Origin of the sequence: Solimonas sp. K1W22B-7 (assembly GCF_003428335.1) — a bacterium.
Lineage (GTDB): Bacteria > Pseudomonadota > Gammaproteobacteria > Nevskiales > Nevskiaceae > Solimonas_A.
In genome coordinates this window covers 3942273-3965388 of record NZ_CP031704.1, presented here as the reverse complement: position 1 = coordinate 3965388, position 23116 = coordinate 3942273, and the positions used below count along the sequence as shown (strand labels likewise).

27 protein-coding genes are annotated in these 23116 nt (G+C 66.4%); 22 read left to right on the top strand and 5 right to left on the bottom strand.

What is annotated here, in order from left to right:
* The first annotated feature begins 97 nt into the window (after positions 1-97).
* The 5 genes from D0B54_RS17815 (at position 98) to D0B54_RS17795 (ending at position 3377) form a co-directional block, all read left to right on the top strand.
* Positions 98-604, top strand: a complete 507-nt coding sequence (locus tag D0B54_RS17815; protein WP_117292693.1) for a DUF4240 domain-containing protein — start codon at positions 98-100, stop codon at positions 602-604.
* A gap of 639 nt (positions 605-1243) precedes the next feature.
* The gene (locus D0B54_RS17810) at positions 1244-1747 is read left to right on the top strand and encodes a hypothetical protein (RefSeq protein ID WP_162932516.1); all 504 of its coding nucleotides are present in this window, start codon (positions 1244-1246) and stop codon (positions 1745-1747) included.
* A gap of 189 nt (positions 1748-1936) precedes the next feature.
* Positions 1937-2287, top strand: a complete 351-nt coding sequence (locus D0B54_RS17805; protein ID WP_117292689.1) for a DUF2185 domain-containing protein — start codon at positions 1937-1939, stop codon at positions 2285-2287.
* A 153-nt stretch (positions 2288-2440) separates the two neighbouring features.
* Positions 2441-2755, top strand: a complete 315-nt coding sequence (locus D0B54_RS17800) for a DUF6958 family protein (RefSeq protein WP_117292687.1) — start codon at positions 2441-2443, stop codon at positions 2753-2755.
* Between the two features lie 19 nt (positions 2756-2774).
* Entirely contained in the window at positions 2775-3377 is a 603-nt protein-coding gene (locus D0B54_RS17795; protein WP_117292685.1) for a pentapeptide repeat-containing protein, read from the top strand.
* A 144-nt stretch (positions 3378-3521) separates the two neighbouring features.
* On the opposite strand, the gene D0B54_RS17790 is transcribed toward D0B54_RS17795, so the two are convergent.
* The 5 genes from D0B54_RS17790 to flgA all read right to left on the bottom strand — a co-directional run bounded on the left by D0B54_RS17790 (position 3522) and on the right by flgA (position 7610).
* Complete coding sequence (locus D0B54_RS17790; RefSeq protein ID WP_117292683.1) at positions 3522-5009, bottom strand: LVIVD repeat-containing protein; 1488 nt, start codon at positions 5007-5009, stop codon at positions 3522-3524.
* Positions 5010-5265: 256 nt separating this feature from the next.
* Complete coding sequence (locus D0B54_RS17785; protein WP_117292681.1) at positions 5266-5982, bottom strand: flagellar brake protein; 717 nt, start codon at positions 5980-5982, stop codon at positions 5266-5268.
* A gap of 16 nt (positions 5983-5998) precedes the next feature.
* Entirely contained in the window at positions 5999-6469 is a 471-nt protein-coding gene (locus D0B54_RS17780; protein WP_162932515.1) for a flagella synthesis protein FlgN, read from the bottom strand.
* Positions 6466-6780, bottom strand: a complete 315-nt coding sequence (gene flgM / locus D0B54_RS17775) for a flagellar biosynthesis anti-sigma factor FlgM (RefSeq protein ID WP_117292678.1) — start codon at positions 6778-6780, stop codon at positions 6466-6468. The genes D0B54_RS17780 and flgM overlap by 4 nt, the downstream gene beginning before the upstream one ends.
* 152 nt (positions 6781-6932) lie before the next feature.
* Entirely contained in the window at positions 6933-7610 is a 678-nt protein-coding gene (gene flgA / locus D0B54_RS17770) for a flagellar basal body P-ring formation chaperone FlgA (protein WP_117292676.1), read from the bottom strand.
* A gap of 241 nt (positions 7611-7851) precedes the next feature.
* On the opposite strand from flgA, the gene D0B54_RS17765 reads away from it, so the two are divergent.
* From D0B54_RS17765 to D0B54_RS17685, 17 genes are all read left to right on the top strand, one after another.
* On the top strand, positions 7852-8784 hold the full coding sequence (locus D0B54_RS17765) for a chemotaxis protein (protein ID WP_117292674.1): 933 nt from the start codon (positions 7852-7854) through the stop codon (positions 8782-8784).
* Positions 8785-8951: 167 nt separating this feature from the next.
* Positions 8952-9341: a flagellar basal body rod protein FlgB gene (gene flgB, locus D0B54_RS17760; RefSeq protein ID WP_117292672.1), complete on the top strand. Its 390-nt coding sequence runs from the start codon at positions 8952-8954 to the stop codon at positions 9339-9341.
* 2 nt (positions 9342-9343) lie between these two features.
* The gene (gene flgC, locus D0B54_RS17755; RefSeq protein ID WP_117292670.1) at positions 9344-9748 is read left to right on the top strand and encodes a flagellar basal body rod protein FlgC; all 405 of its coding nucleotides are present in this window, start codon (positions 9344-9346) and stop codon (positions 9746-9748) included.
* A gap of 11 nt (positions 9749-9759) precedes the next feature.
* Complete coding sequence (locus D0B54_RS17750) at positions 9760-10422, top strand: flagellar hook assembly protein FlgD (RefSeq protein WP_117292668.1); 663 nt, start codon at positions 9760-9762, stop codon at positions 10420-10422.
* Between the two features lie 9 nt (positions 10423-10431).
* Positions 10432-11652: a flagellar hook protein FlgE gene (gene flgE / locus D0B54_RS17745; RefSeq protein WP_117292666.1), complete on the top strand. Its 1221-nt coding sequence runs from the start codon at positions 10432-10434 to the stop codon at positions 11650-11652.
* A 31-nt stretch (positions 11653-11683) separates the two neighbouring features.
* Positions 11684-12424, top strand: coding sequence for a flagellar basal body rod protein FlgF (locus D0B54_RS17740; protein WP_117292664.1), 741 nt, complete (start codon positions 11684-11686; stop codon positions 12422-12424).
* Between the two features lie 470 nt (positions 12425-12894).
* Positions 12895-13680, top strand: coding sequence for a flagellar basal-body rod protein FlgG (gene flgG, locus D0B54_RS17735; RefSeq protein WP_117292662.1), 786 nt, complete (start codon positions 12895-12897; stop codon positions 13678-13680).
* 8 nt (positions 13681-13688) lie between these two features.
* Positions 13689-14348, top strand: coding sequence for a flagellar basal body L-ring protein FlgH (gene flgH / locus D0B54_RS17730; protein ID WP_240433460.1), 660 nt, complete (start codon positions 13689-13691; stop codon positions 14346-14348).
* Positions 14349-14353: 5 nt separating this feature from the next.
* Entirely contained in the window at positions 14354-15463 is a 1110-nt protein-coding gene (locus tag D0B54_RS17725; protein ID WP_117292658.1) for a flagellar basal body P-ring protein FlgI, read from the top strand.
* The gene (gene flgJ / locus D0B54_RS17720; protein WP_117292656.1) at positions 15463-16437 is read left to right on the top strand and encodes a flagellar assembly peptidoglycan hydrolase FlgJ; all 975 of its coding nucleotides are present in this window, start codon (positions 15463-15465) and stop codon (positions 16435-16437) included. Before D0B54_RS17725 ends, flgJ begins: the two co-directional genes overlap by 1 nt.
* A 10-nt stretch (positions 16438-16447) precedes the next feature.
* Positions 16448-18331: a flagellar hook-associated protein FlgK gene (gene flgK, locus D0B54_RS17715; RefSeq protein ID WP_117292654.1), complete on the top strand. Its 1884-nt coding sequence runs from the start codon at positions 16448-16450 to the stop codon at positions 18329-18331.
* A gap of 12 nt (positions 18332-18343) precedes the next feature.
* Positions 18344-19531 carry a flagellar hook-associated protein FlgL gene (gene flgL / locus D0B54_RS17710; protein WP_117292652.1) on the top strand — a complete coding sequence of 396 codons (1188 nt, stop codon included), beginning with the start codon at positions 18344-18346 and terminating at the stop codon, positions 19529-19531.
* A gap of 264 nt (positions 19532-19795) precedes the next feature.
* On the top strand, positions 19796-20152 hold the full coding sequence (locus D0B54_RS25235; protein WP_117292651.1) for an HNH endonuclease: 357 nt from the start codon (positions 19796-19798) through the stop codon (positions 20150-20152).
* A gap of 185 nt (positions 20153-20337) precedes the next feature.
* Positions 20338-21864, top strand: coding sequence for a DUF3943 domain-containing protein (locus D0B54_RS17700; RefSeq protein WP_117292649.1), 1527 nt, complete (start codon positions 20338-20340; stop codon positions 21862-21864).
* A 33-nt stretch (positions 21865-21897) separates the two neighbouring features.
* Complete coding sequence (locus D0B54_RS17695) at positions 21898-22449, top strand: phosphatase PAP2 family protein (RefSeq protein ID WP_117292647.1); 552 nt, start codon at positions 21898-21900, stop codon at positions 22447-22449.
* 99 nt (positions 22450-22548) lie between these two features.
* A complete protein-coding gene (locus D0B54_RS17690) occupies positions 22549-22836 on the top strand; it encodes a CopG family ribbon-helix-helix protein (RefSeq protein WP_117292645.1) in 288 nt (95 codons plus the stop codon).
* Positions 22824-23111 (top strand): type II toxin-antitoxin system RelE/ParE family toxin, encoded by a 288-nt coding sequence (locus D0B54_RS17685; RefSeq protein ID WP_117292643.1) that lies wholly within the window; start codon positions 22824-22826, stop codon positions 23109-23111. The genes D0B54_RS17690 and D0B54_RS17685 overlap by 13 nt, the downstream gene beginning before the upstream one ends.
* Positions 23112-23116 lie beyond the last annotated feature (5 nt).

The following is a 23116-nucleotide window of genomic DNA, read 5'->3' as shown; positions in this document are numbered from 1 at the left end:
CGCCCTCAGGTCCGAGAACCTGAATCGACTGTCAGATTGCTCTGCTCTCAATCCTGCGACAGAGTTGGCCATACGCTTGCATCACCAAGGAGACCCTGTGGACAAGGCAGCATTCTGGAAGATCATCGACGCATCGCGACGTGACGCAGAGGATGATCCGGAGGAGCAACTGGAGACCCTCAGGGAACGCCTGTCTTCACTGGAGCCTGCGGAGATCGTATCGTTCGATCGTATTCTCAGTGAGTACCACGGCAGGGCAGACACTTGGGATCTGTGGGGTGCGGCCTACATCATTGGCGGAGGCTGTTCGGACGATGGCTTCATGGATTTCAGAGGATGGCTTATTTCTCGCGGAGAAAAAGCCTATGAGGCTGCGCTCGCCGATCCTGAGTCCCTGGTCAAGGTCGTGAAAGAACATGACGGGGAGTGCCAGATCGAGGGGTATCAGTATGTCGCGTCCGAGGTCTGGGAAGAGAAGACCGGGAAGACCAGCGATGATTTCCCGAGTCATGACCTGCCGATGCGCACCGGCACCTCCGGCACCCCGTGGGAGGAGTCTGATCTTGACGAGCGGTTTCCCAAGCTCAGCAAGAAGTTCAGTTAGGGCGAACGGCGCGATGCCATCACGCGCTCCGTTTTGCACGTAGGTCGTGTGAGCTTCCGCTTCTACATATACCGATGCGCTCCCGGAGCGCCGCCAGTAATTGAGTGGCCTTCCATGCTCAGTGATCCCTTGGGATCACGCGATGAAGTCGCGCGGGTTCTTGCTCAGTTGCTTCAGAATCTGGAGTGGCATTCATACAAGGACAGGCACTCGTTCGGAAGTGCTGTTGACTCGCGATACGACTCGGGATTCTACATTTCACTTCATGAATATGAGAAAGGTCAGGTTCATCTCATCAGTGCAACAAACCATGCCTCACCGCACACCCTGACGCTCATCATGAAGCGCTTCCAGTTGAATCACTGTTGCACTGATTGGGGGGAGTTTAGATATCCTTATCGCTGTGACGATGATTGGAAGATCATCAGCTAGTGAAATATTCCGATTTGAAGGCTAACGATCGATGCATTCCAGAAGGTGGGATGCGCTCCGCTTTCCCGCCCTACACGAGCTTAAGGTAGTGCCATTGGGATCGTTGATCCGCCCCACACCCGCGGTCATATCGTCTAGAGCTTGAACTTCATGGAGGCAAGAACTATGCGCGGCATACGATTTGCCGCGGTCTTGGGCCTGGCATTCTTGGCCCCTGTCGTCCTGGCGGACTCGGAGTCGCCGGCGCGCCCTGTCGAAGGGATGTTGCTCGACTGGCCGGACGAGGAGGGCTGGAAGGCGGCAAACAAGCAGGAAAATTCCCGTGTGCAGATGATCGAGATCGTGCGGGGGGAGGAGACCGTCGACAACTGGACCGAACTGGGCACCATGATCTCGAACAAGGGTACGGTTCTGCCGTCGATTGCCATGGGCTATGAGACCTACAAGACTCAACTCGAGAAGACTTGTCCTGGGGCGGTGTTCGAGATACGTGACGTCGAGGCCGATGCCGAGTATCCCCGCATGATATTCACCTTCAGCTGCGAGCGGACGCCAAAGGACGGGCATGCGGAATCCGCGGTGTGGCTGTTGATGCAGGGCAAGCAGTCCTTGTATGTGGCCCAGCGCGCCATTCGCTCGGCACGAATCCCGGAGGATTTGTGTCTTCGCTGGATCGAGTGGCTGAAGACTGCGAGGGTGGTGGTGCGGTGAGGCGTGGAAGATGGAAATATTGCGGGCATGGGATTCGCGCGTGAATCGAGCCCGTAGCCCGTAGGGCGGGTCGATGACCCGCCGGTCGCGGAATGCGAGGGCATGGATGCCCGAGGTAGGGCAACGCAGGAGCAGTTGCCGGCGGGATGCTCCCGCCCTACGATTTATAAACCAGGTTTATCGACGAGCATGAAACAGAAGACCTACGTCCTCAAGGCGAGCGAGATCAGGGATCTGGCGAAGGGATACGGCGGTTGCATTGCCACCGACATGATCACGGTCCAAGGCAGGAAGGTGGGCTACATGGTGCGGGAGCCGACCCATCGACCGCATGACAGCGGTTGGTGCTTCACCTCCGGTGAGGAGTCCCAGGAATACATGGACAATCCCCGGAATCACGGCATCTACGATGTGAACACCATCGCCAACTACAGCCCGGACATCATTCCGCTGCTGGATGCACCGCCCTGCAGCGCTTTTGCGCGTGATGAAGAGACTGGCGAGCTTGTTCCCGTGGAGTACCAGGAGCCTCTTGAGTAGCCGCTGCCGTCACCCCTGACCCCAAACCAACTCTCCCCTGAATCCGAAGTCTGGCTGCCGACCAAGGACCGTAGGGCGGGATGCGCTACGATTTCCCGTCCTGCACGCTGGTTGTGCCGCAGTAGGCCGGCGCAGCGACAAAAAGGAGTTCACATGCCATCAGCATCGAAAGGCGGTAGCGAGCGAGTCGTCGTGGAGAACGTGGTGTCCCCGGGGCACACGTACACGGTGGATGCCGGGAAATACAACGCGATGAAGGCGGCGCTCCTGAAGGTGCTGCCGCGCAAGGCGCCGGGGCTGACGGGCGCCGAGATGTCGGGGGCGGTGCGGGCGCATCTGCCCGAGGCGGAGTTTCCCGGCGGCGCGAAGGCGGGGTGGTGGCTCAAGTGTGTGCAACTGGACCTTGAGGCGAAAGGGGTGGTGGTGAGGGAGGTTTCCAAGCCGTTGCGGTGGCATCGGGCGAAGTAGGGCAATCGGGTCGGATACAATGAACAAAGTCATTTTTGAACGGGCCGAGTACTCCGGAGAGGTATTCGAGAAGCTCGACCTGGAAGAGGGTGAGTTGCAGGGCGTGAGCTTTTACGACTGCAGTTTCGTCAAATGCAGTTTCTCCAACGCGAAGCTCACGCAATGCCGCTTCGACAGCTGCGAGTTTTCCGGCTGCAACCTCAGCCTGGCCAGGATCAGGGACAGCTCGTTCCGCGAGGTTTCGTTCTCGTCCTGCAAGCTGATCGGCATCGACTGGACTACCGCGCGCTGGCCCACGGTGTCCCTGAGCGGACAGCTCCGCTTCGAGGAATGCCTGCTGAACTCTTCCTCCTTCTTCGGGCTCTTCCTGCAGGAAATGAAGATGGAAGCCTGCCAGGCCCATGACGTCGATTTCACGGAAGCGGACTGCGGGCATGCCAGCTTCATCCAGACGGATTTCGCAGGCGCCACGTTTCATCACACGAAGCTGGTGAAGGCTGACTTCAGCGACGCGACCCATTACGTGATCGATGTCAGGACCAGCAAGGTTACGGGTGCCCGGTTCAGCTTGCCCGATGCGGTAAACCTGCTGAGAAGCCTGGATATCGAGATCGTGGACTGATTCCGTAGTCGCCCCGTAGGCTTTGCGCGTCCCTCGATACACCGCTACGCGGCACTCGGGATGAGCGGTTTGGTGGAGGGTAAATAAGAATCCCGGCTCGCTACACGAAACAGGGCTACGTTCCTGCGATGATGTCCGCGAGCCTCACTGCAGCGGATACACGCCGTTGGTGAAACGCAACACAAGGAATCCGTTGTCCTGGCAGGCGACCCAGAGCTGGTCGCCGACGAAACGCGGCGGCGAGGTGCACCAGTCGGTCGACAGGTTGGCGTCGCTGAACTGGCCCAGGTTCAGCACGTAGCTGCCGATGGTCGCCACGGTGTCGGGGATGTCGGAGGCGGTGGGTGTGAGGCCGACGCCGCCGGCGTGCTCCGAACCGGCCAGCCGCAGGCGCGCGGCGCCGGTCTGGGCGGGCGGGTTGAAGTAGGCGATCTCGCGAGGCGCGGCGGGATTGCGGATGTCGAACACGCGAATGCCGGACTGGAAGAATCCGCAGGCCAGCACGGTGGGGTCCTGTCGGCGATCCACGCTGCAGTAGTGGGCCTCGTAGCCGAACAGGCCGTTGCCGGCGGTGTCGGCATTGCGCAAAGCCTGGTGCTCCGGCCGCTGGATCTCGAGCTGGATGTGGGCGACTTCCTGCGGGGCGCTTTCGTCGCCGATGTCGATGATGCGTGCGCCTTCGGAGCCGAATTCGTCGACGGCGACGAGGTAGGGCTTGTCGCGGTAGCGGATGGGGACGGCGTGCTGGCCGACGCCGACCGGGTTCCAGCTCAGCCTGCCGAGCGTGCGGATGGAAGGCGCGGCCTTGCGTGCCTGGATGTCGCTGACGTCGAGGATCATGACGCCCGCGGGAAAGGCGGTGGAGAGGTACATGCGGTTGCCGTCGTCGCTCAGCTCGAAGCCGTGGTTGGCCGGGAAGCCGGCGAAGCCGGTGAAGAGGATGCGCGGGTGGGCGGGCTCGGTGACGTCGATGGCGGTGAGCGAGCCGGCGACCAGGCCGCTGGACCAGTAGGTGAGGCCGTCGGGTGACCAGCCGCCCTCGTGCGCGAGGACGTTGGTGGGGAGTTCCAGTGGCGTGCCGGCGAGGCTGTTGAGGTGCACGGGTTGGCTGCAGTCCTGGCCGATGTCGTAGACATCGAAGAACGCGGCGGCGAGGACAGGGCCGACGGCCACGCTGGCCAGGAGCCGGCGCGCTTCGTTGACCTTGAGCGATTCCCAGGGGCCGATGGCCATCGACGGGCTGACGAGCGTGCCCGCGAGCCGGGGATGGGCGGGGTCGGAGGCATCGACCACCTGTACGCCCGGGGAGCGCTTGTACGGCGAGCCGAGGAAGCTGGTGGACAGGTAAGCGCAATGGCCGCTGGAAGGACTGACCCAGCTGCTGCCTTCACCCTGGTACTGGCCGACCAGCTCGAGGTTGCAGCGGTAGCCCTGCTGGCTGCGTCCGCTGAGACGGTCCGCCCGCGGCACCTGGCCCTGGATGTCGCCCTCGGGAAGATCGGCGGGACCGCAGCGGGCCTTGTCCAGGGGCGCGGAGCCCGAGCTGACGTCCGCGCTGCGGCTGCAGGCGCCCAGCGCCACGGCCAGGACGATGACGGCACAGCACGGACCCGATCGCCACGGATGCTGCATTGGCATTTCTCCCCCCGGTTGGCTGGCAGGAATGTATCGCCTTGGGCGGGGGGCTGCATCCTTGTGGCGCGATTTACGGAAACTGCGGCCCGGCATTGAAGATCGCGACTTGCGTCGCTCCAACGGGGCATCCGGTGTTCAGACTGCAGGAGCGGCTGTCAGCCGCGAAGGCCGGTGGTCATGATGCACTCCGCTCGCGGCTGACAGCCGCTCCTACGTCCGTGCGCAGAGGGAGGGGGTTGAGAAGAAAAGAAAGTTAGTGCGCCCGCTTGCCTCTCAGCACCATGCGCTGCAGCGACGCAATCTCCGCCGACAGCATCTGGTCCTGCTGCGGTGTGAGGTCGAGCAGGCGCAGGCCCAGGCGGAGCTGGCCGTTGCGTTCGTGGCGGCTGCGGACTTCGGCGCGGGTCTGGATGCTGGTGCCGGGGAGGCGCAGCAGGCATTGGAGTTCGTCGCCGGGCGAGCCGCGGCCGCCGGAGACGACCGTGGCGGCGCCGCCGCGGGAGAGGTCGGCGAGCAAGCCGCGGAAGATCACGCCGTCATGCGTGAACTGCGAGGGCGGCAGGGCGGTCTGGGCGGGCAGGGCGATGCGGAAGGCGCCGCGGCGTTCGCGATACTGCACGCGCTCGGGGAAGCGCAGCTGCAGCAGATCGTTGTTGACGGCCTGGGTCGGCGACTCGACGGTGCTGCGGAAGACGAAGCGGCCGCCGTCGAGCTGGCCGCTGACCAGCACCTGGGTGCCGGGCGAAAGCGGGACCTCGGGGAACGGGGCGTCGATCAGCAGGCAGCCGCGCAGCGGCGCCACTTCCAGCAGCAGGCTGCTGCACAGCTCGCCTTCACCCAGGCCCAGCGACAGCAGGCTGCGCGCGTGCAGGACGCGGCCCAGCAGGGCGGCGATCTGGCGGCGTTCTTCGATGATGGCGGTGCGATCCCGCTCTGCGGCCGGCGCGATGACGCTGGAGAGGGTGCTCATCGGTTCCGGGGCTCCGTCAGGCGCTGCCGAGACGCTGGCCGCCGAGGGCGACGGCGCCGTAACCACCGCGTCCATAGGTCTGCTGCGGCGCTTCGCCGCGCAGGTTCTGCAGCGTCTGCCGCACCTGGCGGTGGCGCACTTCCAGCACCATGGCGTTGTCCTGGTTGGCGCGCTGGCAGCGCTGCGCGAGCGTCTGCAACTCGGCCCAGTCGGCCAGCAGGCGGGTAGCTTCGGGCAGGCGCGCGAAGTACGCGTTGAGCGGGCCCTGCGTGGCGCGCAGGCGCAGCACGGGCTCGCCGAGGCGGCGCAGGGTTTCGGCGGCGGCGGACTTGGCGGCGGTGACCTGTTCGAGCTGGTCGGCGTCGTCGGCCAGCAGGGCCTGTTTCTCGGCATCCAGTGTGGTGAGCAGCTGGCGCGTGTGTTCCAGCTGCTGGCGCAGGTTTTCGGTCAGGGGCAGGGGCTGGGGGGCCCAGGGGTTGGCAGTCATCGCGAGCCCAGCTCCCATTCATACCGCGTGAGTTTCGCGGCCACCCGTTCGGCATTGACCTGGTAGCGGCCATCGCGAACCTTGTCGCGAATCTCGCTGACTTTCTTCATGTCGACATCCGGTGCGGCCGAGGCGGCCTTGCCGGTCTGCGCCAGCAGCTGCGCCTCGCCGGTGAGCTTGACCGATTCGCCGGCGGCGACCGGGACGGCGGGCTTGCCCGTCGACGCGTTCGGCTGCGCGGCCGTGGCCTGGCGGGCCCTGGCGGCGGCGGCGGGTCCCTGGGGACCATAATTTTCGATCTTGGAGCTCATGGCGGGCAACCTTGGAACAAGGGTTCTGCCTGTGTTAACGGCGCGGTGCCGGAAAACTTGAGGATTTCCGCAAGGCCGCCGCCGGAATGCCGACGGCTGCTCGCGGGTGTTTGATTCGCATGGTGTTTTTGCTGCGGTTCATGGGCGGGCCTTCACAGGCGCACTTCGACCTGGCCGCCGCTGGTGACCTGTCCCTCGACCACTCGTCGCGAGCTGCTGTTCTCCACCGGGATGCGGTCGCCGGCGGCGCCGTCGCGCAGGGCCTTGCCCTGGCTGCGCACTTCCACCGGGCCGGCGCGGCCGATGACGGTGACCAGGTCGCCGCGGCGCACCAGCTTCTGCGCTTCGACCATGTCGGGGCTGAGCACGCTGCCGGCGTTGGCGGGGCGGCGCAGCTGGCGGCCGGCAAGCTGCGCCGGGTCGCTGTAGTAACCATAAGGAAGGCTGGCGATGTCGCGGTCCTGCGGGACGAGCATGGCGGCGTCGACGGTTTCGCCGCGCTGCACGCCGCGCACCAGGGTCAGCACGGGGCGGATGTCGGTGAGGCGCACGCTGACATAGACGGTCCAGGCTACGGGCGCGCCGCAGCTGACGGCGACGCGGGCCTGGGCGCCGCGCTGCGGCTCGGGGGCGGCGCGCAGGGCTTCGCCGCAGGCAGGCAGGCGCAGGCGCTCGTCCAGGGCCAGGGCTTCGGCCTGGGCGCTGGGAGAGGCCTGGGCGCGGGCGGCGGCGACGGCGGCGCTGCGCAGCGATTCGATCGGCTGCACGGCGTCGGCGGCCACGGCCAGGGTGCTGGCGAGCAGGAGCAGGACGGCGCAGGGGAGTTTCATGGCGGGGTCTCCGGGTCTGGGTGGGGTGGTGCAAGAGCTGTTCCTGGAGGGGCTTTATTTCCCTCTCCCGCTGGCGGGAGAGGGCTAGGGTGAGGGTGGTGCGTGGGCGGTTACGCACATCGCCACCGATTGAAGGCTCCACCCTCACCCCAGCCCTCTCCCGCCGGCGGGAGAGGGAGACCAGACAAGACGTTAAAGAAACGTCATGGCTTGCCGATACCCGCCGGATACGGAGACGCACATGGCGACCGGCTTACTCGAAAGCATCGACCGCAGTACCCAGCTGGCCGGGCATAACCGCCTGGCGCTGCTGCTGTTCCGGCTGGGGCCGCGGCAGGTGTTCGGGATCAATGTGTTCAAGGTGCAGGAGGTGATCCGGCGGCCGCAGCTGCTGCTGATGCCGTCTGCGCACCCGCTGGTGGCGGGCGTGGCGGATATCCGCGGGCGGGTGGTGCCGGTGATCGACCTGCATCGCGCCATCGGCGCTCCGGCGGTGGCCGGGGATGCGGCGGCGCATGTGATCGTGGCGGAGTACAGCCGCTCGGTGCAGGGCTTCCTGGTGCAGGCGGTGGACCGGATCATCCATGTGGACGTGGGCACGGTGCAGCCGCCGCCGGAGACCGGCAGCGAAAGCTACCTGACGGCGATCACCCGCTACGGCGACGAGTTGGTGGAGATCATCGACGTGGAGAAGGTGCTGGCGGCGGTGACCGGCGAGCGGCCGGGCATGTCCGGTGAGCTGCAGGCGCAGGCGATGGACCTGGATGCCCGTGGCCGACGCGTGCTGGTGGTGGACGATTCGCGCGTGGCCCGCAGCCAGATCGAGAAGGTGCTGGGGCAGCTCGGTCTCGACAGCATCACGGCGACCGACGGCAAGGACGCGCTGCGCCAGCTGCAGCTGATGGCGGAGCAGGGGCCGGTGGATGAGCAACTGCTGATGGTGATCTCGGATGTCGAAATGCCGGCAATGGACGGCTACCGTCTGACGACGGAAATCCGTCGCGATGCCCGCCTGAAGCCGCTTTACGTGCTGATGCACAGCTCGCTGTCGGGTGTTTTCAACAACGCCATGGTGGAGCGCGTAGGGGCCGACCGCTTCCTGCCCAAGTTCAGTTCCGACGAGCTGGCGGGCGCCATCGTGGACCGGCTGAAAGCCATACAGATCAGGCACTAAGCCTGGTTTCCCCCGGAGCTGCCGGGGCGGCGGTTACCTGGCCGTCCACCCCCTTCGACAGGCTCAGGGCGAACGGCCTTCGAGCTTCTGTCTGACCGCCGGCCCCTCGTCTGGTACAGCAGTTGCCTTGAACCCTCTGCAAAGGCTTTTCAAGCCCGGAGGACCCAATGGCAAACGACCCGTTGTTCGGCATTCACGCCGACGCCCTGCAGCTGCAGCGGCGCCGCATGGAGATGCTGGCCGCGAACATCGCCAATGCCGACACTCCCGGCTACCGCGCCCGCGACCTCGACTTCCGGAAGCTGCTCGCGGCGGCGCAACAGCCCGCCGCCGCGCCTGCAGCGGGGGGCGCTGCTCCCTATAGCGGCATGGACGACGCACAACTGAAGGCCGCCACCGTCTACCGGCTGCAGACGCAGCCGAGCGTGGACGGCAACACGGTGGACGCGCAGGTGGAGCAGTCGCAGTACGCCCAGGCGGCACTGCAGTACCAGGCCAGCCTCGGCTTCATGGACGGGCGCCTGCGCTCGTTGATGACCGCGATCACCGGGCAATAACCATGTCGATGAAGATCTTCGATATCGCCGGCTCCGCGCTCAGCGCGCAGTCGGTGCGTCTCAACACCGTCGCCTCGAACCTGGCCAACGCCGACTCGGTGACCGGCGACGCCAGTTCGGTCTACAAGGCGCGGATGCCGGTGTTCCAGGCCATCGCCGACCCGCAGAACCCGGAAGGCTCGGGCGTGCAGGTGCGCGGCGTGGTGGAGAGCACGGCGGAGGCGCAGAAGCGCTACGAGCCGGGCAACCCGCTGGCCGACAAGGACGGCAATGTCTACGCGCCCAACGTCAACATCGTGGAGGAGATGGTCAACATGATCTCCGCCTCGCGTTCCTACCAGGCCAGCGTGGAGGTGATGAACACCGCCAAGGACATGGCCCTGCGTACCCTCAATCTCGGCAAATAAGGGTCTGATCCATGGCCGCCGTCGGCAGCACCACTTTCGACAACCTCGGGCTCTCGCTGCAGCAGGACGCCGGGAAAAAAAAGCAGCAGCTCGGGCAGGACGAGTTCCTCAAGCTGATGACCACGCAGCTGAAGAACCAGGACCCGACCAAGCCGATGGACAACGCCCAGTTCCTGGGCCAGATCGCGCAGTTCAGCACCGTCTCCGGCATCCAGCAGATGCAGGAGTCCTTCACCAGCCTGGCCACCTCGATGCAGTCGGCGCAGACCCTGCAGGGCGCGCAGATGGTGGGGCGCGGCGTGCTGGTGCCGTCCAGAACCTCTTTGCTGCCGGACACCGGCGCCATGGGCGCGGCGGCGGAGCTGCCGGCCGGCGGCACGCTGCGCGTCGACGTGCTCGACAGCTCGGGCCAGGTGGTGCGCCGCCTGGACCTGGGCACCAAGCCCGAAGGCCTGGCGCAGTTCACCTGGGACGGCAACGACGAATCCGGCAACCGCATGGAAGCGGGTACCTACACCTTGCGCGCCGAACTCGACCAGGGCGGCGGCACGCAGTCTCTTTCCACCTACGGCCTCGACGTTGTCGACAGCGTTTCGCTGGGCAGCGACGGCCTCACGCTCAACCTTTCCGGGCTCGGTGCGACCAAGCTCGCCAACGTCCGCCAGATCTTCTAGGAGTCCGCCATGACCTTCCGTATCGCCCTTTCCGGCCTCAACGCCGCCTCCGCCGACCTCGGCGTGACCGCCAACAACATCGCCAACGCCAACACCACCGGTTTCAAGGGGTCGCGCGCGCAGTTCGTGGACTTCTTCCCGCAGGCCTCCGGCGGCATCGCCGACAACGCCATCGGTGCCGGCACGCGCCTGGACAAGGTGGCCCAGCAGTTCTCGCAGGGCTCGGTGAACTTCACCAACAACAACCTGGACCTGGCGATCAGCGGCGAAGGCTTCTTCACGCTCAGCGACAACGGCGCCACGGTGTACTCGCGCGCCGGCGCCTTCGGCACCGACCGCAATGGCTTCGTCGTCAATGCCAACGGCCAGCGCCTGCAGGTCTACCCGCCGGTGACCGGCGGTGCGGCCTTCGATACCGCGCAGCTGTCGGACCTGCAACTGGCGACCACCGACAACCCGCCGGCCGCCACCACCACCATCAACGCCGGCATCAACCTGCCGGCCAATGCCTCGGTGCCGGCCACGGCCACGTTCAGCGCCACCGATCCGACCAGCTACAACCACACCACCTCGGTGACGGTGTATGACTCGCTGGGCGCGCCGCACACGGCCAACCTGTTCTTCTCCAAGACGGCCACCGCCAACGAGTGGAGCCTGAACATGCAGGTGGACGGCGCTTCCGCCGGCCCGGCCACCACGCTGACCTACTCCGACAGCGGCCAGCTGCTGACGCCGGCCAACGGCAACATCGCCCTGCCGCCGGTGAACACCACCACCGGATCGGCGCCGATGAATCTCAACCTGGCGCTGGACAATTCCACGCAGTACGGCGAGAAGTTCTCGGTCAGCAGCCTGCGCCAGGACGGCTATGCCACCGGCCGCCTGACCGGCGTTGAAGTGACCGACGAGGGCATCGTGCAGGCGCGCTTCACCAACGGCCAGGCGACCCCGCTGGGCCAGGTGGCGCTGACCAACTTCGCCAACCCGCAGGGCCTGCAGCAGCTGGGCGACAGCACATGGGGCGAGACCTTCGGCTCCGGCTCCGCCCTGCGCGGCCAGGCCGGCGGCACCAACTTCGGCGAGATCCAGAGCGGCGCGCTGGAAGCCAGCAACGTCGACCTGACCGAGCAGCTGGTCAACATGATCACCGCGCAGCGCAACTTCCAGGCGAACGCGCAGATGATCTCGACCTCCGACCAGATCACGCAGACCATCATCAACATCCGCTAAGCGCCCTGAGGCGCTGAGCCGGGAGTGAGCCATGGATAGAGCCCTGTATGTAGCGATGACCGGCGCCAGGCAGACCCTGCAGGCGCAGGCGGTCAACAGCCATAACCTGGCCAATGCCAGCACGGTGGGCTTCAAGGCGGAGCTGGCGGCGCAGCAGGCGGTGGCGGTGGAGGGCGGCGGCTTGCCCTCGCGCGTCAACACGGTGCTCAACGGCGGCGGCTGGGATGCCAGCATGGGCTCGATCCAGCAGACCGGCCGCGACCTCGACGTGGCGCTGGGCCAGGACCGCTGGCTGGCGGTGCAGGCGCCGGATGGTTCCGAGGCTTATACCCGCGGCGGCGAGCTGTCGCTGGATGTGAACGGCCAGCTGCGCACGGCTTCCGGCCTGGCGGTGATGGGTGACGGCGGCCCGATGTCGGTGCCGCAGAACAGCAGCCTGACCATCGGCAACGACGGCAGCGTGTCGATCGTGCCGCTGGGCCAGGGCGCGGAGACCAGCGCCACGGTCGGGCGCCTGCGCGTGGTGGAAGCGAAGCCCGAACAGCTGGAGCGGGGGGCGGACGGACTGTTCCGCGCCAGGGCCGGGCAGTCGCTCGATGCCGCTCCGGGCAATGTGCTGACCGCCGGGGCGGTGGAGACCAGCAACGTGAACATTTCCGAGGCCATGGTCAACATGATCCAGCTGGCGCGGGCTTTCGAGATGCAGACGAAGCTGATGCGGGCGGCGGAGGACAATGCGCAGGCGGCTTCGTCGATTGTGAGAATGGGGTAAAGACTCAGGATTTCAGGTAACACATCTTTAGTTCCCTCTCCCGCTGGCGGGAGAGGGCTAGGGTGAGGGTGGTGCGTGCAAATAGCTTCACAGCTTGGTTAGCTGCCTCAGGCCTCCACCCTCACCCCAACCCTCTCCCGCCAGCGGGAGAGGGGGCTATGCGGTTGGGTCGTTCGATACGGAACCGGCCCACGCGCAAACACGTTCATGGCTGACAAGGTTCCTGCTGTCCACGTCCTGGAGAGCCTCCATCGTTAAACGATGTTGCTCCATCTCGTCTGGATTCGATTCACGAGGCGTCTGTGTGTTCGGGTTCAAGCGATCAAGACTCTCTGGTCTATCAGACTTGATTAGATCAGCCGAACTCTGCAAACGCCACCGCGCCAACTTCCCGACACCCTTCCTGCTGGCCCGGAACTTGTACCACCCCCTGCAGAGGCGGATTTCCGCCGCTTTGCAGGATCATCGCCATGACACAAGCCCTCTGGGTTGCGAAGACCGGTCTGGATGCGCAACAGACGCGCATGACGGTCATTTCCAACAACCTCGCCAACGTCAACACCACGGCCTTCAAGAAAGGCCGCGCGGCGTTCGAGGACCTGATGTACCAGACCGTGAAGCAGGCCGGCGGGGCGACCACGCAGCAGACACAGGCGCCTTCGGGCCTGAACCTGGGCACCGGCGTGCGCGTGGTGGCCACCGAGAAGATGTTCACCCAGGGCAACATGCTGCAGACCGGCAATGGCCTGGACGCGGCGATCAACGGCCGCGGTTTCTTCCAGGTGACGATGCCGGACGGCTCCACCGCCTATACGCGCGATGGCAGCTTCAAGGTCAGCAGCCAGGGCGAGCTGGTGACTTCCAGCGGCTACGCGATCCAGCCGGGCATCACCCTGCCGGAGAACGCGCAGAACGTCACCATCGGTGCCGACGGCACCGTCAGCGTCACCGTGCCGGGCCAGTCGGCGCCGCAGCAGGTGGGGCAGATCCTGGTCGCCGACTTCATCAATCCCGCGGGCCTGCAGCCCAAGGGCGAGAACCTCTATACCGAGACTGCCGCCAGCGGCAGCCCGCAGAGCGGCGCGCCGGGCCTCAACGGCCTGGGCTCGCTGGCGCAGGGCTCGCTGGAATCCTCCAACGTCAACGTGGTGGAGGAACTGGTCAACATGATCGAGACGCAGCGCGCCTACGAGATGAACTCCAAGGCGATCTCGACCACCGACCAGATGCTGCAGTACGTGACCAACAACCTGTGATGCGCGCCATGAAACTCGCCGCCCCGCTGGTCGCCGCACTGTTCCTGCAGGCTTGCGCCAGCGCGCCGGCCATGCCGAAGCCGGCGGCGCTGCCGATGCCGGCGATGCCGGCCGCCGCCAGCACCGAAGGCTCGATCTATGCCGCCGGCGCCATGGCGCTGTTCGAGGACCAGAAGGCGCGCCGCGTCGGCGACACGCTGATGATCGTGCTGGTGGAGTCCACCAGCGCGCAGAAGAAGGCCAGCACCGCCACCAGCAAGGACAGCAATGCCAGCATCGACGGCCCGACCCTGTTCGGCCGGCCGGTGACGGTCAACGGCGTGCCGGTGCTGGAGGCCGAGCTGGGCTCGACCAAGACCTTCAAGGGCGACGGCGACAGCAGCCAGTCGAACAAGCTGCAGGGCAGCGTCGGTGCGGTGGTGATGCAGGTGCTGCCCAACGGCAACCTGGTGATCAGCGGCCGCAAGCAGGTGCAGATCAACCAGGGCAGCGAGACGGTGAGCATCGAGGGCATCGTGCGGCCGATCGACATCCGCCCGGACAACAGCATCACTTCCGACCGCGTCGCCAACGCCAGCATCTCCTACTCGGGGCAGGGCGCGGTGGCCGACAGCAATGTCATGGGCTGGGCCAGCCGCTTCTTCAACTCGGGCTGGTTCCCGTTCTGAGGGTGATGACCATGCGCCTGATCAAATCCATTCTTGCCACGCTGTTGATGGCCCTCTGCCTGCCCGCCCACGCGGAGCGGGTGAAGGACCTGGCCGACGTGTCCGGCGTGCGCGGCAACCCGCTGGTGGGCTACGGCCTGGTGGTGGGCCTGGACGGCAGCGGCGACCAGACCACGCAGGCTCCGTTCACGGTGCAGAGCCTCAAGGCGATGCTGGCGCAGCTGGGCGTGACGATTCCTCCCGGCGTGAACCCGCAGCTCAAGAACGTGGCGGCGGTGGCGATCCACGCCGAGCTGCCGGCCTTTGCCAAGCCCGGCCAGGCGATCGACGTCACGGTGTCCTCGATCGGCAACTCCGGTTCGCTGCGCGGCGGCGCGCTGCTGATGACGCCGCTCAAGGGCGCCGACGGCCAGGTCTACGCCGTGGCCCAGGGCAACGTGGTGGTCGGCGGCCTGGGCATCTCGGCCAAGGACGGTTCACGGGTTTCGGTCAACATCCCCAGCTCCGGCCGCATTCCCAACGGGGCGCAGGTGGAGCGCGTGGTGCCCACCAGCTTCACCGCCGCGCCGGACATCCGTCTCAACCTGCACGTGGCGGATTTCACCACCGCCTCGCGCCTGGCCGAAGGTATCAACAGCGCCCTGGGCGGCGGCGTGGCCGCGGCACTGGACCCGGTGACGGTGTCGGTGCGCGCGCCGGCCGACAGCAACAGCCGCGTGGCCTTCCTGTCCATGCTGGAGAACATCGAGGTGCAGCCGGGCGATGCCCCGGCGCGCGTGATCGTCAACAGCCGCACCGGCACGGTGGTGATCGGCAGCGGCGTGCGCGTGACGCCGGCGGCGGTGTCGCATGGCTCGCTGTCGGTGACCATTTCCGAGAAGCCGCGCGTCAGCCAGCCGGCACCGTTCTCCAAGGGCGAGACCGTGGTGGTGCCGGACTCGGCGATCGAAGTGACGCAGAGCGGTGGCCGCATGTTCAAGTTCGACGCCGGCGTGAGCCTGGACGACATCGTCCGCGCGGTGAACCAGGTGGGCGCCGCTCCCGGCGACCTGGTGGCGATCCTTGAAGCCCTGAAGGAAGCCGGCGCGCTGCGTGCGGAGCTGGTGATCATCTGATGGCCATGTCGCCGCTCGATACCGTCACCGACTTCGGCCAGTTCGCTGGCCTGAAGGCGCAGGCGCGCGAGCAGAACCCGGCGGCGCTGTTGAAGACCGCCAGGCAGTTTGAGTCGCTGATGCTGCAGCAGATGCTCAAGGCGATGCGCGCGGCCACGCCGGGCGAGGATGCGCTGGGCGGCGGCGAGCAGACCAATTTCTATCGCGACATGTTCGACCAGCAGCTGGCGGTGACGCTGTCCAGCGGCAAGGGCGTCGGGCTGGCCGACATGATGGTGCGGCAGCTGAAGATGAGCCAGTCGCTGGGCGGGGGCGAGACCGGCGTGTCGCTGGATACGAAACTCCCGGCGCGCAGCGGCCTGTCGGCCCTGATCGCGCAGCGGCCGGAGGTCGTGCAGGCCCCCGAAACCACCGAGCCGGTGCAGGAACTGAAACCCCCGGTGGCGCTGAAGAGCGACGAGACGCTGACCGAGTTCCGGCCGAGGACGCCGCAGGAATTCATCGACGCGGTGCTGCCGCATGCCGAGAAGGCCGCCAAGGAGCTGGGTATCCCGGCGCGCGTGCTGGTGGCGCAGGCGGCGCTGGAAACCGGCTGGGGCAAGCACCAGATCCGCCATGCCGACGGCAAGGCTTCTTTCAACCTGTTCGGCATCAAGGCCGACAAGTCCTGGGACGGCGACAAGGTCCGCACCATGACCCACGAATACGAAGGCGGCCGCATGCAGCGGCAGGATGCGAAGTTCCGTGCGTACGGATCGATCGCAGAGTCCTTTGACGACTACGCGCGCTTCCTCAAGTCCAACCCGCGATACGAGCAGGCCCTGCGTCATCAGGGCAGCGCGCACCAATTCGCCACCGGCCTGCAGAAGGCCGGTTATGCCACCGACCCGTCCTATGCGCAGAAAATCATGCGCATCGCCTATGGCCCGACGGTGCAGACGGCACTCAACAAGAGCGGTACGGTGATGGCATGAGATCTCTTCCATGAGCGACCTTCTCTCCATCGGCGTCTCCGGCCTGCTCGCCTACCGCAAGGCGCTGGACACGGCCGGCCACAACATCGCCAACGTCAACACGCCGGGCTATTCGCGTCAGCGCGTGGAGCTGGGCTCGCGCATCGGCGGCCCGCAGGGCGACGGCTACATCGGCGCCGGCGTCAGCTCCAATACGGTCAAGCGGCTGGCCGACGCACTGGTCACCACGCGCCTGCAGGGCGATGCCTCGGCCTACTCGCGCACCGAGACCTTCGCCGGCCTGGCGTCGCGCGTCGACGGCTGGCTGTCGGACGCGGACTCGGGCCTGACCAAGCCGCTGCAGTCCTTCTACACGGCGCTCAGCGGCCTGTCCTCCAATCCTTCCAGCAGCGCCTCGCGGCAGACGCTGCTGTCCGCCGGCCAGACCCTGGCCGGCCGCTACAACGACATCCAGTCGCAGTTCGACGGGATGGAAACCGAGATCAACCAGCGCCTGTCGCAGACCGCCGACGAGGTGACGCGCTACGCGCAGCAGGTGGCGGACCTCAACGAGCGCATCGTGCTGGCCAAGGGCCAGGCCGGCGGGCAGCCGCCCAACGACCTGCTCGACCAGCGCGACAGCCTGATCAAGGAGATCGCCAGCCGGATCGGCATCACCACCACCGACCAGGACGACGGCGGCATCAACGTCTTCACCGGCAGCGGCCAGGCCCTGGTGCTGGGGCGGCAGGCCAGCGCGCTGACGGTGGGCGACGACGCCTACGGCAGTGGCCGCAAGGAGCTGTTCTTCTCCGGCGGCCAGAACATTACGGCTCAGACCAGCGGCGGCGTCATCGGCGGCCTGCTGGACTTCCGCCGCGAGCTGCTGGACCCGGTCAAGAGCGATCTCGGACGCATGGCCGCAGGCCTGGCCGAGGCGATGAACGAGCAGCACGCGCAGGGCATGGATGCGACGGGACAGATGGGCGGCAAGTTCTTTGCCGACATCGGCGGCTCGGTCTATGCGGCACGCGCCAACACGGGCAATGCCACCGTCGGCGTGGCGCTGAGCGATGCCGGCGCGCTGACCGGCGACGACTACGCGCTGTCCTATACCGGCAGCAGCTGGCAGCTCACCCGTGCCCGCGACGGCGCCAGCGTGGCCCTGACCGGCACGGGCACCAGTGCCGACCCGCTGCGCGCCGAGGGCCTGTCGCTGAGCGTGTCCGGCACGCCGGCGGCGGGCGACCGCTACCTGCTCAAGCCCACCGCCTCGGCGGCCAGCCAGTTGCGCATGGCGATCACCGATACCTCCAGGGTCGCCGCGGCCTCGCCGATACGCGGCTCGGCCGCCCTGGCCAATACCGGCTCGGCCACGGTCGGCGAACTGAGCGTCGCCGACGCCTCCAACAGCTCGCTGCGCAGCGGCGTGACGATCCAGTTCACCGGCGCCAACAGTTACAGCATCAACGGCAGCGGCAGCATCACCTGGGCTGCCGGCGACAGCATCGAGGTCAACGGCTGGAGCCTAAAGCTTTCCGGCACGCCGGCCTCGGGCGACAGTTTCACGGTCGGCGCCAACAGCGCCGGCAGCAACGACAACGGCAATGCCCGCGCCCTGGCCAAGCTGTCCACGCTGGGCGTGCTCAACGGTGGCAGCAGCACCCTGAGCGACGCGCAGGGGGCAATGGTGGGCCGCGCCGGCGCGCAGGCGCAGCAGGCCAGCCTGCAGCTCGACGCCCAGGCTTCCGTACGCGCGCAGACCGAGGCCGAGCAGGCTTCGCTGTCCGGCGTGAACCTCGACGAAGAGGCCGCGGACCTGATCCGCTACCAGCAGGCCTACCAGGCGGCCGCGCGCGTCATCGCCGTGGCCAACGAAGTGTTCCAGTCGCTGCTCGACGCGGCGAGGAACTAGAGGAGATAGCCCATGAGAGTCTCCACATCGATGCTGGCCCAGAGCGCCGTCGGCTCGCTGCAGAAGCAGCAGGCCGCGGTGGCCAAGACCCAGATGCAGCTGGCCACCGGACAGCGCCTGCAGAACGCGGCCGACGATCCCTCCGGCGCGGCCACCGCGGTGGGCCTGGACCAGGCCAGCGCGCAGTACCAGCGCTACCAGACGCAGATCGATACCGCCCGCAACCGCCTGAGCCTGGAGGAGAACGTGCTGGCCGACAGCGGCACGCTGCTGCAGCGTGTGCGCGAGATCGCGGTGGAGCTGAACAACGGCACGCAGTCTTCGCAGACCCGCGGCATCCTCGGCAACGAGTTGCGCAACCTGCGCGAGCAGCTGATGTCCTATGCCAACAGCGACGACGGCCAGGGCCGCTACCTGTTCGGAGGTTCGCAGGACGGCGTGGCGCCGTTCTCCGGCAGCAGCGGCGCCAGCTATGCCGGCGACCAGCAGCAGCGCCTGCTGCAGGTGACCGGTAGCCGCAGCGTGGCCGACGCCGATCCGGGCAGCGAGGTGTTCCTGAGGCTGCGCGACGGCAACGGCACGTTCACCGTGAACTCGGGCAACAACTCCGGCACCGCGGGCCTCAAGAGCGCGCGCCTCACCGACGCCTCGCTGTGGGACGGCGGCAGCTACACGCTGAGCTTCAGCGGCGGCAACTACGAGGTGCGCGACGCTGGAAGCGCCGTGATCTCCAGCGGCACCTACACGGAAGGGCAGGCCATCGCCTTCCGCGGCGTGGACCTGAGCTTCACCGGCACGCCGGCCGATGGCGACAGCTTCCAGGTGGGTGCCAGCGGCCAGCGCGACGTCTTCGCGCAGATCGACGAGCTGGCCCGCATCGCCGGCCTGCCGCAGGACACCGCCGCACAGCGTGCCCAGGTGCAGACCGCCATGCACCAGTCGCTGACCGCGATCGACGCCACCAGCCTGCATCTCAGCGACGTGCGCGCCTCGGTGGGCAACCGCCTGGCCGTGCTCGACGACGCCGAAGCCCAGAACGCCGCGCAGAACGAAACCACCCAGGCCGCGCTGTCCAGCATCCGCGACCTGGACTACGCCGAGGCCGCCACGCGGCTGTCGCAGCAGCTCACCGCGCTGCAGGCGGCGCAACAGACCTTTGCGCGGGTGCAGGGGCTGAGTCTGTTCGACTACCTGCGCTGAGCTTCGGCGCCTTGTCTCGGTAGGGTGCGCACCGCGCACCATTGAGCGTTCGGCAGAGAGTCCTGGTGCGCGGTGCGCACCCTACGGAACTGGGGCCCACCCGGAGTCGCTTGTATTCCCTCGGGGGATGGGATAAAAAAGTTGCGGCGTTCGCTGCTTCGCGACAAGTAGCGTCCTGCGGCCATCGGCTCTTAGCCGTACAGGCTCGCCCTCTGATACCCCCATAGGGGAGATACGGGGCTCCATTTCATCTATGGAGTTCTTATGTCATCTAATCAGCGACAAGTCCGTTTCCGCGATGCGGCGTTTCACGCGCAAAACAAGCGCTGCTTCTACTGTGAATTTCCGATGTGGTCTGCAGATCCGTCAGCTTTCAGCACGAAGCTACGCAAGCGTTTTAAGGTCATCTTGCGATTTCAATGTACGGCGGAGCATCTCGATCCAGTCAGTGCTGGGGGACCAACGACATCGTCCAATATCGTTGCCGCCTGCAAATTCTGCAATCAAACGAGGCACAAGATGGGCACGGTCCTGAAACCTGAGGACTACCGCAGGTATGTACGCCAGAAAGTAGCAGCCAGACGCTGGCATCCAGACTGGGCATTCCACCTTCTGGAATAGTCGGCATGTAGCTCCACGAGGTAGGGTGCGCACTGCGCCCCATCCGTCGCTCGGGAAAGGTTCCTGGTGCGCGGTGCGCACCCTACCGGGTTACTACCCCTTGAACTTTGCGTGACAGCGCCTGTCACTGGGGTGTATCCGCCCCGTTTCCCCGGGTCGGGCTCATCACCTGGAGGTGATGTGCGATGCCGCTGCGTTCAAGGATGAACGGGCTGGGCCGGCTATTGCCTGCGATGCTGTGGTGCATCGCTCCACCGGTGTTGGCTGAGGAAGAACTGGATCCCGCCGCGCAGCAGGTGGCGCCGACGGCGTTCAACAACGATCCGCCCGCGCCGGTGCTGGACTGGGGCGTGGGGGAGGGACGCAGCTACTGGACTCCGGCCGCCGGCATTGTCGGCTTCCAGTTCCTGCTGAACCAGTACGATCGCCATCTCTACGACCAGGAAAAGAACACCGGCGAGTTCGATTCCGACTGGGATTCGATCGAGCGCAATTTCAAGGGCAGCTGGGTCTACGACGACGATCCTTTCCTGGTGAACCAGTTCGGGCATCCCTACCAGGGCTCGATCTATCACAACTTCGCGCGTTCGGCGGGCCTGGGCTACTGGGAGTCGCTGGGCTACACCGTGCTCGGCAGTGCGCTGTGGGAGGTGGCGGGCGAGACCACGCCGCCTTCGATCAACGACCAGATCACCACCGGCTTCGGCGGCAGCTTCCTCGGCGAGTCGCTGTTTCGCCTGGCCAGCCTGGTGCTGGAGAGCGGCAACAGCAGCCGGCCGGGCTTCTGGCGCGAACTGGGCGCGGCGGCGATCTCGCCGGCCACCGGTTTCAACCGCTGGGCCTTTGGCCAGCGCTTCGACGGCGTGTTCCGCAGTCACGATCCGGCCGTGCATACGGCGGCGGCGATCGGCGCGAACATCAACACCTCGGTGGATTCCAACGTCAACCGCAACCCGGTGCCGGGCGAGCCGGTGATTCCGCAGAGCTTCGACCGTGGCCAGGCGGCGGTGGATTTCAACGTGGCCTACGGGCTGCCCGGCAAGCCTGGCTATCGCTACGAGCGGCCCTTCGATTATTTCCATTTCCAGTTCACCGCCACCACCAGCAACCTGCTGGAGAACGTCATCACCCGCGGCCTGCTCTACGGTGAGGCCTACGAGGTCGGTGACAGCTATCGCGGCATCTGGGGCCTGTATGGCAGCTACGACTTCATCGCGCCGCAGGTCTTTCGCGTGTCGACCACGGCGGCCTCGCTGGGTACCCACGGGCAGTGGTGGCTGTCGGAGACGGTGGCGCTGCAGGGCACCGTCATGGGCGGCGTGGGCTACGGTTCCGGCGGTGTCATCAGGGGGCAGGGCGATCGCGACTACCACAACGGCATCACGCCGCAGGGGCTGCTGTCGTTCCGCATGATCTTCGGCAACCGCATGCTGATCGAGGCCACGGGCCGCGAGTACTACATCAGCGACATGGCTTCGGACGATCCGGACGGCGGCTCCGAGAACATCTCGCGAGGCGATGTCTCGCTGACGCTGCGGGTGAAGGACCTGCATGGCGTGACACTGCGCTACGTAGTGTCGCATCGCGAGGCACGTTATCCGGATTTCGACGACACCAGGCAGACCGTTGGCGCCATCAGCCTGGGCTACACCTACCTGGGACACCGCCATTTCGGCGCAGTGGACTGGCGGCCCGGCGCCGCCGACCGCTGAGTCGTGCCCGGCACTCTCGACAAGGAGAACCTCATGTCCAGATTTCCGCTCGCAGTCGCGCTGGCCGCGCTGATCGGCCTGCATTCCGCCACGGCCTCGGCCGCCAGCGATGAGGAATTGGTGGCGGACATCCTGACCGGCGTCATTCCGCTGGGCGCCTACGGCATCGCCTACTTCAAGGACGACGACCAGGGCGAGAAGCAGTGGTTCTACAGCACCGCCACCAGCCTGGTGCTCAACACCGCGCTGCGCGTGGCGTTCAACGAAACCAGCTGGGGCGAGCGCCCGAACGGCCATCCCTACGGCTTCCCCTCCGGGCATACCTCCTTCATCGTTTCGGGAGCGGCCTTCCTGTCGGAGCGCTACGGCTGGAAGTACGGCGTGCCGGCCTATCTGGCGTCCGCCTACGTGGCCCATGTGCGCGTCGACACCGATCATCACCGCTGGCGCGACGTGATCGCGGCCAGTGCACTGTCCTGGGGGGTATCCCACTGGCTGGTCACGCCCTACCGCGACGACCAGGCGCGGCTGCTGCCGATCATCGGTTCCGATGAGGTGGGGTTGCTGTGGGAGAAGCGGTTTTAAGTGCGATGCGCACCCTGCCGGGCGTCGGTTCAGGGCAGAATTGCCGGGTCTGAATCATGGGTGTTACCATGGTGACACCCCGCTCTCCGGACACCGGCCATGGCTTCGACCACTTCGCTCAAGCTGCCTGACGACGTGAAGGAGCGTGCGATCGCCGCTGCGCAGCAGCAGGGCGTGACGCCTCACGCTTTCATGGTGGACGCCATTCGCCTGGCGGCTGCTGCCGCGGAGAAGCGCGCGGAATTCATCGCGCAGGCGCAAGCGGCACGCAGCGAGGCCCTCCGCAGCGGCAAGGGATACGCGGCGGCGGATGTCCACGCCTATGTTCGCCAGCGCGCGGCGGGCAAGACCGCGCCAAAGCCCAAGGCGAAATCTTGGCGGAGCTGATCTACGCCACGCGGGCACTCGCCGATCTCGATCGGCTGACCGACTTCCTCCGGGAATCGGCTCCCGCAGCGGCCCTGGCGACGGTGAATCTGATCGTGGAGGCCATACAGGTCCTGGCCAACCATCCGCTGATAGGTCGGGTCGTGGACGGCGAGATCCGGGAACTGGTCATTTCCCGCGGGCACTCAGGCTATGTCGCCCTGTACAGCTTCGAAGAAGACAGCGATGTGGTCCTGGTGCTCGCGGTTCGGCATCAACGGGAAGCAGGCTACTGACATCC